This is a genomic window from Streptomyces sp. NPDC046303, from assembly GCF_055588085.1.
In genome coordinates, this window is sequence record NZ_JBVJFA010000074.1 from 1 (window position 1) to 8749 (window position 8749).

Genomic DNA, 8749 nt, shown 5'->3' on the forward strand with positions numbered 1-8749 from the left:
GGGCGCGGGAGCCTCACTGTTCCGCTTCATGCAGGAGAACCAGGCCACCATGCGCGAGCTGACCATCGGCGAGACCATGAAGGACTGGATGTCCCAGCTGGTGGAGCTCCTGCGCACGCAGGACGGCCCGCTGACCGACCAAGTGCGCTGCGTCAGCGCCCTGTTCACCCTCCACGCCGGGATGATGTACCTCCAGCACGTGGAAGGCGATCCGGAGGAGACCCGGCTGGCCGCCCTGGAGGTCGCGACCGACCTCATCACGCAGGCCCACCAGGCCTCGTAGAGGGCGGTGGGGCCACCCGCTAGTGCTGCGGTCCGGAAACGGTCGAGGGCGCCGCGGGTGCGCCGGCCCGGATCCGGCGGTCCCGGGCGGCGATGGGAACGTCGTTGATGCTGGCCTCGCGCCTGCGCATCAGCCCGTCCGGGGCGAACTCCCACTGCTCGTTGCCGTGGCTGCGCCACCACTGGCCGGAGGCGTCGTGCCACTCGTACTCGAAGCGGACGGAGATGCGGTTGCCGGTGTACGACCACAGCTCCTTGCGGAGCCGGTAGTCCAGCTCGCGCGCCCACTTCTCGGCGAGGAACTCGCGGATCTCGGCGCGGCCGGTGAGGAACCGGTCGCGGTTCCTCCAGGCCGAGTCCTCGGTGTACGCGAGGGCCACGCGCTCGGGGTCCCGGCTGTTCCAGGCGTCCTCGGCGGCCTGGACTTTGGCGCGGGCCGACCCCTCGGTGAAGGGCGGCAGGGGCGGACGTAGGGCGGAGGTCATGACGGTCCCTCTCGTGCTCGGCGAAGACTAGGGAGAACGCTCGTTCTCACCCTAGAGAACGCCCGTTCTCCACACAAGCGGAACTGGACTACCCTTCCCCCATGGACGACGAAGAGGCCCGCACCCGACTCCTGGACGCGGCGGAGAAGCTGTTCTACGCCGACGGCATCCAGGCGGTCGGCATGGACCGCATCCGCACGGAGTCGGGTGTCCCGCTGAAGCGGCTCTACCGGCTCTTCCCGGCGAAGGAGTCCCTGGTCACGGCGTACCTGGAGCGCCGCGACCGCCGATGGATGGCGAGCCTGCGGTCAGCGGTGGCGGCCTCCGCGGAGCCGCCGCTCCTGTCGGTCTTCGACTGGCTGGCGGCCTGGTTCTCCGAGCCGGACTTCCGGGGCTGCGCGTTCGTGAACGCGTACGGGGAGCTGGGCCCGGCCGGCCCGGCGGGCGTACTGGACGTCGTACGCCGACACAAGACGGAACTGCGCTCCCTGCTGTCCGAACTGGCCGGCCCCGGCCACGAGGACCTGCCGGACCAGCTCCTGATCCTGGTCGAGGGCGCGACGGCGGTGGCCGCCCTGGACCCCGGCCCGACCCCGGCCCGGCGGGCGCGGGCGGCCGCGGAACGGCTCATCTGAAGCGACGTGGCGGCGCTGCGGGGTGGTGCGACGGAGCGCGCACGCCCGCCACGGCGGCCGCGATGAGGTTGGCCGCCTCCCTCTCGTCCAACGACGCCAGCCCGAGCTCCGCCACCCGGCTGGAGATACGCGCAACGCCTCGCCGGCCGGCTGCAAGCTCGGGCTCGTAGAGGTCGGGCAGGGCCGGAAGGGCACGGCTGCTACCGGGGTGCCGCGCCCGGTACTCCGCCTGCTCCTGACTCCGCCTACCCGTGGTTGCCGGCCGGCCGGCGCGGTTCCAGCACCCGCACGTCCCCGCCCCGGCTCTTGATCCACTCCTCGAGCTCGATCCCGGCGATCGTACGGGTCCCGCGTTCCTCGACGACTTCCACCGGGCCGAACAGTGAACCGGTGAGCCCCGTCAGTACGGTGTCGGCGTCCAGGGTCACGTGGAAGCTGTTCTCCTGCACGATCGCCTGACTGAGGTCCGCCCCGCGGAAGTTGACGTCCAGCAGCGAAGCGCCCATGAACCGGGTTCCACGACAACGGGCGGACGAGGCGTCGACTTGGTAGAGGGATGCCCGGCCCAGGTCCGCACCGTCGAGGACGGCGTCCCGGAGCACGGCATCATCGAGTTGCGCCCGCACCAGGCAGGCGTTCGTCAGATCGGCCCGTGTGAGGTCGGCCCCCTGTAGCTCCGCGCGGTAGAACTCGGCACCGGCCAGCCGGGCGCCGACGAGCCGCGCGTCCGTGAACCAGGACTCGGAGAAATCGGCGCCCGACAGGTCCGCACCACTCAGATCCAAACCCATGACGTCGATCCCGCCGCCAGCGCCGTCGTTGCCGTTGCCGTCGCCGTCGCCGTCGCCGTCGAGCCATTCCCTCAGGCGTCCGGCCGCCTCGGAGTCCGTCGGCATGACGCGCGGGCTCCACCGCTTGTCCATCACGCTCTCTTCCGCGTGCCGTCCGTGGCCTCATGGGTCCGATACACGCCCGCTGATGATACGGATCGGGGCAGGTCAGCCGCCGGGGCATTCACTGCTGTGGTCGCCGCTGCGGCACAGGAGGGTCGGCTGACCGGGAGCGCGGTCAGTCGCCGGGGCGGAGGCCGTGTACGAGGCGACCGCCATCACCAGCGTCAGCACGAGGAGCAGCGCGCACGCCGCGCTGTGCACGGCCACGGCGAACCGGGCGCGCAGCCGATGGAAGCCGAAGGCGGTCAGCGCAAAGACGCAGCACAGAACGCCGAGGAAGGTGAACACCTCAGCGGTGAGGGGCACCCCCTGCCATTGGGGAGTGGAGCCGGTGCCACCCGTGAGAAAGCCGAACTCCGCCAAGGCGGCGTAGAGGAGGCCGCCGATCAGTACCGCCCCAAGGATCGCGACCGTGAGGAGGGCCAAGAGGATGTCCGCCACCCAGTACATCGGTGAACCCGGCTGATCCGCCGTCTGATGCGACATGCTCTGCAGTGTCGCGGCGGAAGAGACCACCCGCCTGAGTACAGGTACTCAGTTCGATGAAGCGGCGTGGTCGCGCCGGGTGCTCAGTGGCCGGACAGTTCCTGCAGAGCATCAAGCGATTCCGCGTCCTCGATCTCCACATGGGACTCCGACGATGCCGCGTGTCCCAGGGCATCGAGCGCCCCCGTTCCGGCTTGATGCGCCTTGGCGAACGCCAGCAGGAGCGGTACGCCGGCGGTGAAGGCGATGTCTCCGGCTGCGGTGCGGGGCTCGTATCCCGCGGAGCTGTTGTCCGTCCCTGCCCAGAGGTGGCCGACGGTGTGACCACCGCGGCGGACCTCGATGTACCGGACCGGGCCTTCGGTGAACGCCTCGTACGACTGCTCCTCGTACCCCTTCGGCAGGAGGTGGAGCATGCGCTGCCATCTGGCCGGTACGGCGAAGGTGCTCCAGGGGTCGATGTAGTCCGTTCCCTCGTCCGCCAGATCCTCGAAGCCGGAAGCCGTGGGCCGGCCGAAGTACGTGGGATCGCCCGGTTCGATCTCGGCATTGAGCAGCCCGGACACGGCGCCGAGCAGAGCCGCCAGCCGGGGGGCGTTCAACGCAGCGACCTCCGGCTGCGGGCGTTCCCGCAGATCCAGCGTCATCCACGCATCGGAGTATGTGGCCAGTGAGACGCTGGCGTGCCCCTGGGGCCACATGAGCAGGCGCAACGCGAAGAGACGCTCCGAACGATGCGCCCGGCCGTAAGCGTCCAGCCATTCGCCGGGCAGCACACTCCACAGGTGGAGTGTGGTGTCCTCGTCGAATGACGCCGCGCCCCTCTCCACCGCGCGGTCGAGGGGTCCAGCACCCTCCCACTCGAACCGCACGTGCCGGGGAGCCTTCAGAGTGACAACGCTGACTCCCCCGTGACCCCAGCCATCGACGAGCCCGAGATCGGACCCGAGGGAGTGAAGTCGGCCGAAAAGGCGGAGCGCACGACGCGCACCCTGCCCCTCGAGGACGTCAACCGCCGTCTCCCAGGACCATTCGCCCACCGGGTCGACAGTGATCAAAGCAAGCTCCCCGGGTCGCCGCGAAGCGACCTCCTCAGCGGCGCACCGGCTTGCCGATCGCGAGCCGGCGCGCCACGCGTCCGCGCCGCGGATGCCGCCGTCTAGCCGAATGCGGTATCGGTGAGGTCCGGCCCGCGGCCGTCGATGATGTCGGGAGCCTTGAGTCCGTAGCCCTCGGCCCGCCCGTAGTACGTCGGCTCACCGGGCTCCGCCGCGACTCCGAGCAACTGGTCGAGCTCCTGCAGGGCCGAGGCGAGCCGCGGCGCGTTGTTGGCGTGTATGGCCGGCTGCGGCTCGCCCCGGAAATTACACTGACCCCAGACGTCGTGGTATACGGACAGTTCGATCCAGAGGTCCGTCTCATCCGGTGCCACCATGAGTTCCACCAGACGGTATTCCCTGTGCCGTTCTCCGTCCGCGTCGAACCAGGTGCCCGATCCGAGCACGAGGATTCCACCGATCTCTGCCTGCGGATGACCGGTCGGCCGACAGGCGCGCAGCTCACCGGGCAGCGCCGGATCGTCGAGCGAACGCGTGACGAGGCTCAGGCGACTGTGGACACCGAGGCCGCCCTTGCCGGTCTGGAACCAGGCCCACTCGAGCGAGGACGGCACCAGCAAGGCGTGCTTCTCCAGCACCACACTCATGCGCGCCGCGGTCATGAGCGCGAACTCCAGACCGGGCTCCGCCACGTCGTCCAGATCCCAGAACCACGAGCCGCACTCTCGCGAAGCGCGCATCAGCATCGACATCGAACTTCCTCGTGACTTGCGGCATTGGTCGACGCCTCGGCGTCGACCTTCCCCGCCGTCAGAAAGCCGCAGGTCATGAGCAGCGCCCCACACCGGCCCACGCCTGGCCGTAGCTGACCTCTAGCGGGACGCCCGGTCCACGGCAGCACCGATGAGCTCGGCCGCGGCAATCTCGTCGAGCGGGACCAGGCCTGCGATCTTCATTGCTTCTTCCGTCTCCGGGAGCCGGTCCGTCGGCTCCCAGCGCAGATCCCGGCCGAATAGCTCGTCGTGGCGCTCGCCCCGCACGATGCGGCGCCGCATGAGGGGTTCCTGATTCTCACCGACGGCGTAGTACGAGATGCGTCCCTTGGCGTCCAGGGCGTCGAGGACCGTCTCGTTGAGCGCATGGAAGGGCGGGGTGCCGAGGTTGCCCTGCGGGGTTCCCGGCCGGAACGACACGCCGGTCAGGTCCAGGCCGCCTGCGTTGTCCCGCAGAAACTCCCCGCCCCGCTCGTAGAAGAGGACCAGCGGTTCGTAGAGGTCAGGCAGGTCGGGCAGTGCGTCCGGGTTCCGCTCGCGGAGTTCCGCCAGGCGCACGGCGCCGGCACACGTGTCCTTCAGCGCCGATCCGGGCACCTGGCTCAGGTACTCCTCGAGCTCCGCCGCCATTTCGGGGGAAAGCCGAAATTCCGGGTCAACGTATTCCGTGACATCGAAGAAGGGCCAGGCACTTTCGGCCGAGTACGCCTGCGCCCACAGGGCGGCCCGCCTCAGATACTCACGCATGAGAATACGCCGGGACATGACACGTGCGAGCACGTCGTCCCAGTCGCCGACCCACTCCACCGCACGGAGTCGGTTCAGCATGACGGATGCGGTCCGGTCGGTCACTTAAGGTCAATTCCCTTCGATCGCAGCTCCTGGAAGAGGGCTGCCATCACCTCGTCGATGTTGGAGAGTCCCGGCGCCAGCTCGATCATCGGTACATCCAGTTCCAGCCCACCCCAGTGGCCGAACCCACCTCGGCGCTCACTCGCCGCGAGTTCATGGGCGCCGGCATCGGCCCAGGTCTCTGGCCACTTGTGAAAGAAACCGGATTCGGTCTCGTTGGCGTAAGACTCCCATAGGTGCGGCTGGTCGCGCAGATACGGCATGCCAGCCTCGATGAGCTGGCTCTCTATGTATTCGTGAGCAATATATCGCTCGAACTTCACCGCTTCCTCCGGAGTCAGACTGCGCTGACCGGCCGCCTGCCATATGTCGGCGATGTCGCGGCGGGGCGTGAAATACGCCTGCCGTGCGACACCTGGGGCCTCGGCCACCACGTGCTGGGTGAGGAAGAAGTGCGTGCGGACGCGATCCAGCACGGTGGTGCTGATGCCCGTGTTATCGGAGATGCTCGCAATGTCCAGGGAGTGCGGGTCGGCCCGCACCTGATCGTAGAAGCGTGTCGCGAGGACGTCGTCGGGCTCTTCGATGTAGCGAGCACCATCCGGTCTGACTTCGGATCCACCAGGGAGCGTTGACTGGTCCGGCAGGCCGGCGGACCCTTCGGGCAGGAAACCGCCCGCACCCTCGCCGCCCAGCGGAGGGCGGCCGGAGCCGTCGCCGTGGCCACCGTTCCCACCCGTGTCACCGTGACCGCCTGTCGGGGTATCCGAGTGGGAGCCACCGCCGGTGGGGGTGGTGTCGTGGCTGCCGCCCGTGGACGGGCCGTCCGTGTGGCCGGTGCCGGTCGGGGGTTCGTGGCTTGCGGAGGGGCCCCTGCCGTGGTCGTACGCGTTGCCGCCGGGGGTGGTGTTCGGGCGGGTGCCCGGGGTGTGGTCGGCGTGGTGGACCGGGTCGGAGATGTTGGAGCCGAGGCGGGTGCTTTCGTCGCCGCGGCCGCCGACCCCGGCCGGCACGCGTTCCGGGACCTCGACCTTGACCGGGGGCTCGACCCTGGCCGGGGGCTCGGCGTGGACCGTGCCCGGGCCGTCGACCTTGGCCGGCGGATCGGTCTTGCCCGGGGTGGCGTGCAGGGGGGCGTCCGCGTCCGGCTTTACGGGGTTACCGTCCGGCTTCGCGGGGGTCCCGTCCGGCTTCGCGGGGGGCGTTTGCGGGGTCTTCTCGACCTTGGCCTCGTCACCGCGCTGGAGGACGCTGCCGTCCTCCTTGTACAGGTTGCCCTCCCCGTCGACGTACTTCGCCGGGCTGTCGTCGAAGGGCAGCTTGACCGTGCCGGGCGGGAGGGTGGCGGTGCCCTCGGGGAGCTTGATGGTGTCGTTGGGCAGCTTGATCGCGCCGTCCGGGACCGCCGTGCCCTTGGGGAGCTGGATCGAGCCGTCGGGGAGCTTGAGGGCACCTTCCGGCATGGAGAACGCGCCGTCGTCGATCTTCGGGATCTCGATGTTGCCCAGGCCCTTCAGGCCGGCCATCACATCGCCAGCCTTCGTGATGCCCGCGCCCGCGCCCTTCATGATGTACGTCATCGGGTCCACGACCCGGCCGGTCTTGCCCGCCAGCGACAACGCCTTCGCGACCGCACCGGCCTTGCCCGCACCCGAGACCGCACCGCCCGTACCACCCGTGGCGATCGTGGTGATCACGTTGAAGGTGACCGCACCCGCCGCACGACCCGGGTTCGAACCCCACTGGTCCCACGCCAGGAGGGCCTTGCCCGTCTCCTTCATCGCGGTGCGCGACTCCCGCAGCCAGGAAGGGAGTTTATCGTCCGGGGCGGCGAGGAAGAGCGGGCCGGCGCCCGGGATCGACATGATGGCGAGGCCGGTGCCCAGCTTGGCCAGACCCGTCCAGGACTGCTTGAACGTGTCCCAGCCCTGAAGTCCGACGAGGCCGCCCAGGCCCTTGAGGGTGCCCCAGACACCGTCCACGACGAAACCCTTGCCGAACTCCCAGGCGTGCTCCCACACCTGCCAGCCCGGGATCGACTCCTCCACCGCGTCACCCCACGGCAGGGACTTGGACTGCTTGAGCACTTCGGCGTCGTAGCCGTACATGCCCTCGCCGTGGGTACCGTCGTCCTTCTTCAGCGGCTTGCCGCCGACCAGGGCGACGATCTTCGCGTGGGCGGCCCGTTCCACTTCCTGGAACTCGGCCCAGACCTCGGCGATCTTGTTGCGGCGCTCGAGGTTCTCGTCGATCAGATCGCCGTCTTCACGCCACTTGTCGTCCTTGTCGGTCTTCTCGCGGAAGGACTGGGCTTCCGCCTTGAGGCTCTCGAGCTTCTTGATGACGGGGGCGGCGTCGCGGGAGTACGTGCCCAGGGCGCCGGCGATGGTGCACATGTCGGAGCTGAGCTTCAGGCCCAGGTCGGAGACCGGCTTGGTCGTCGCGAACAGCTGGTCGGCCTCGGGGGCCTGGTAGAACGCCTGGATCCCGCCGAAGCTGGTGTGGACGTCGCTCGCCTTCGTCGAGACCGCGGCCCCGCCCGACGAGATCGCCTTCACCTTCTCGTCCAGTACCGCCAGGTCTCCGGTGAAGACCGGCACCTCGGCCGGGTCGACCGGCGCGTTCCCGCTCACTTCTTGCCCCCCGGCTTGTCACGCAGTACGTCAAGGTTCACGGCACGCGCCGCGTCCTGGGCGGCCTTGGCCTGGTCGAGGTCGCCTTCCAGGTATTCGTTCGTGGCCTTCACCGCGCCGAGGATGCACGCCTCGATCCGCTCGGCCATCGATTTGAACTCCGGCTTGCGGGCGGTCAGATACTCGCCCAGCGCGGCCGCGACCGGGCCCATCGCCTTCTGCGGCGCCAGGTAGGCATGACCGGGACCCGGAGCCGCGCCGGGGGCCACCGGCCCCTGCGGGGTCATCCCCGACGCCGAGCCGGGTACGGCCGTCCCCGCAGCCTGCGCCGCTTCCGACATCGCTGTCAGCAGGGCGTTCAGAGCCTTTTCCAGTTCGCCGGCGTTCGTGCCGACCGTCTTCAACTGGCCCTGCACACCCTGCGGCTTAATGTCCCACGACGTCATCAACGACCCCCCGTACCACCAACCAACTGTCCTACGTCACACCGCGCTTGCTCAGCCGATGTTGTCGACGGCCGCCTTCGCCCGCTGGAGCGTCTGGCGCGCCGTCGCGTCGTTCTTCTCCAGCGTCGTGTTCAGCAGCTGGATGA

The 8749-nt window shown here is 69.3% G+C and carries 9 protein-coding genes and 1 pseudogene; 2 read left to right on the top strand and 8 right to left on the bottom strand.

Annotated features, from left to right (window positions below; all coding sequences use genetic code 11):
• Positions 1–283, top strand: a pseudogene (locus ACZ6I1_RS34660) (TetR family transcriptional regulator); the annotation flags it as partial.
• 19 nt (positions 284–302) lie between these two features.
• Here the strand turns inward: ACZ6I1_RS34660 and ACZ6I1_RS34665 are convergent.
• The gene (locus tag ACZ6I1_RS34665) at positions 303–767 is read right to left on the bottom strand and encodes a nuclear transport factor 2 family protein (protein ID WP_469293075.1); all 465 of its coding nucleotides are present in this window, start codon (positions 765–767) and stop codon (positions 303–305) included.
• A 101-nt stretch (positions 768–868) separates the two neighbouring features.
• On the opposite strand from ACZ6I1_RS34665, the gene ACZ6I1_RS34670 reads away from it, so the two are divergent.
• Positions 869–1402: a TetR/AcrR family transcriptional regulator gene (locus ACZ6I1_RS34670; RefSeq protein ID WP_469293077.1), complete on the top strand. Its 534-nt coding sequence runs from the start codon at positions 869–871 to the stop codon at positions 1400–1402.
• A 245-nt stretch (positions 1403–1647) separates the two neighbouring features.
• Here ACZ6I1_RS34670 and ACZ6I1_RS34675 read toward each other — a convergent pair whose 3' ends face one another.
• From ACZ6I1_RS34675 to ACZ6I1_RS34705, 7 genes are all read right to left on the bottom strand, one after another.
• Positions 1648–2298, bottom strand: coding sequence for a pentapeptide repeat-containing protein (locus ACZ6I1_RS34675; protein WP_469293079.1), 651 nt, complete (start codon positions 2296–2298; stop codon positions 1648–1650).
• Between the two features lie 102 nt (positions 2299–2400).
• Positions 2401–2871 (bottom strand): hypothetical protein, encoded by a 471-nt coding sequence (locus ACZ6I1_RS34680; RefSeq protein WP_469293081.1) that lies wholly within the window; start codon positions 2869–2871, stop codon positions 2401–2403.
• A gap of 53 nt (positions 2872–2924) precedes the next feature.
• The gene (locus ACZ6I1_RS34685) at positions 2925–3899 is read right to left on the bottom strand and encodes a hypothetical protein (protein WP_469293083.1); all 975 of its coding nucleotides are present in this window, start codon (positions 3897–3899) and stop codon (positions 2925–2927) included.
• A 101-nt stretch (positions 3900–4000) separates the two neighbouring features.
• Positions 4001–4645 carry a hypothetical protein gene (locus ACZ6I1_RS34690; protein ID WP_469293090.1) on the bottom strand — a complete coding sequence of 215 codons (645 nt, stop codon included), beginning with the start codon at positions 4643–4645 and terminating at the stop codon, positions 4001–4003.
• 126 nt (positions 4646–4771) lie between these two features.
• Positions 4772–5524: a hypothetical protein gene (locus tag ACZ6I1_RS34695; protein ID WP_469293084.1), complete on the bottom strand. Its 753-nt coding sequence runs from the start codon at positions 5522–5524 to the stop codon at positions 4772–4774.
• Positions 5521–8157 (bottom strand): hypothetical protein, encoded by a 2637-nt coding sequence (locus tag ACZ6I1_RS34700; RefSeq protein ID WP_469293086.1) that lies wholly within the window; start codon positions 8155–8157, stop codon positions 5521–5523. The genes ACZ6I1_RS34695 and ACZ6I1_RS34700 overlap by 4 nt, the downstream gene beginning before the upstream one ends.
• Positions 8154–8603, bottom strand: coding sequence for a DUF6507 family protein (locus tag ACZ6I1_RS34705; RefSeq protein ID WP_469293088.1), 450 nt, complete (start codon positions 8601–8603; stop codon positions 8154–8156). Before ACZ6I1_RS34705 ends, ACZ6I1_RS34700 begins: the two co-directional genes overlap by 4 nt.
• Positions 8604–8749: the final 146 nt, after the last annotated feature.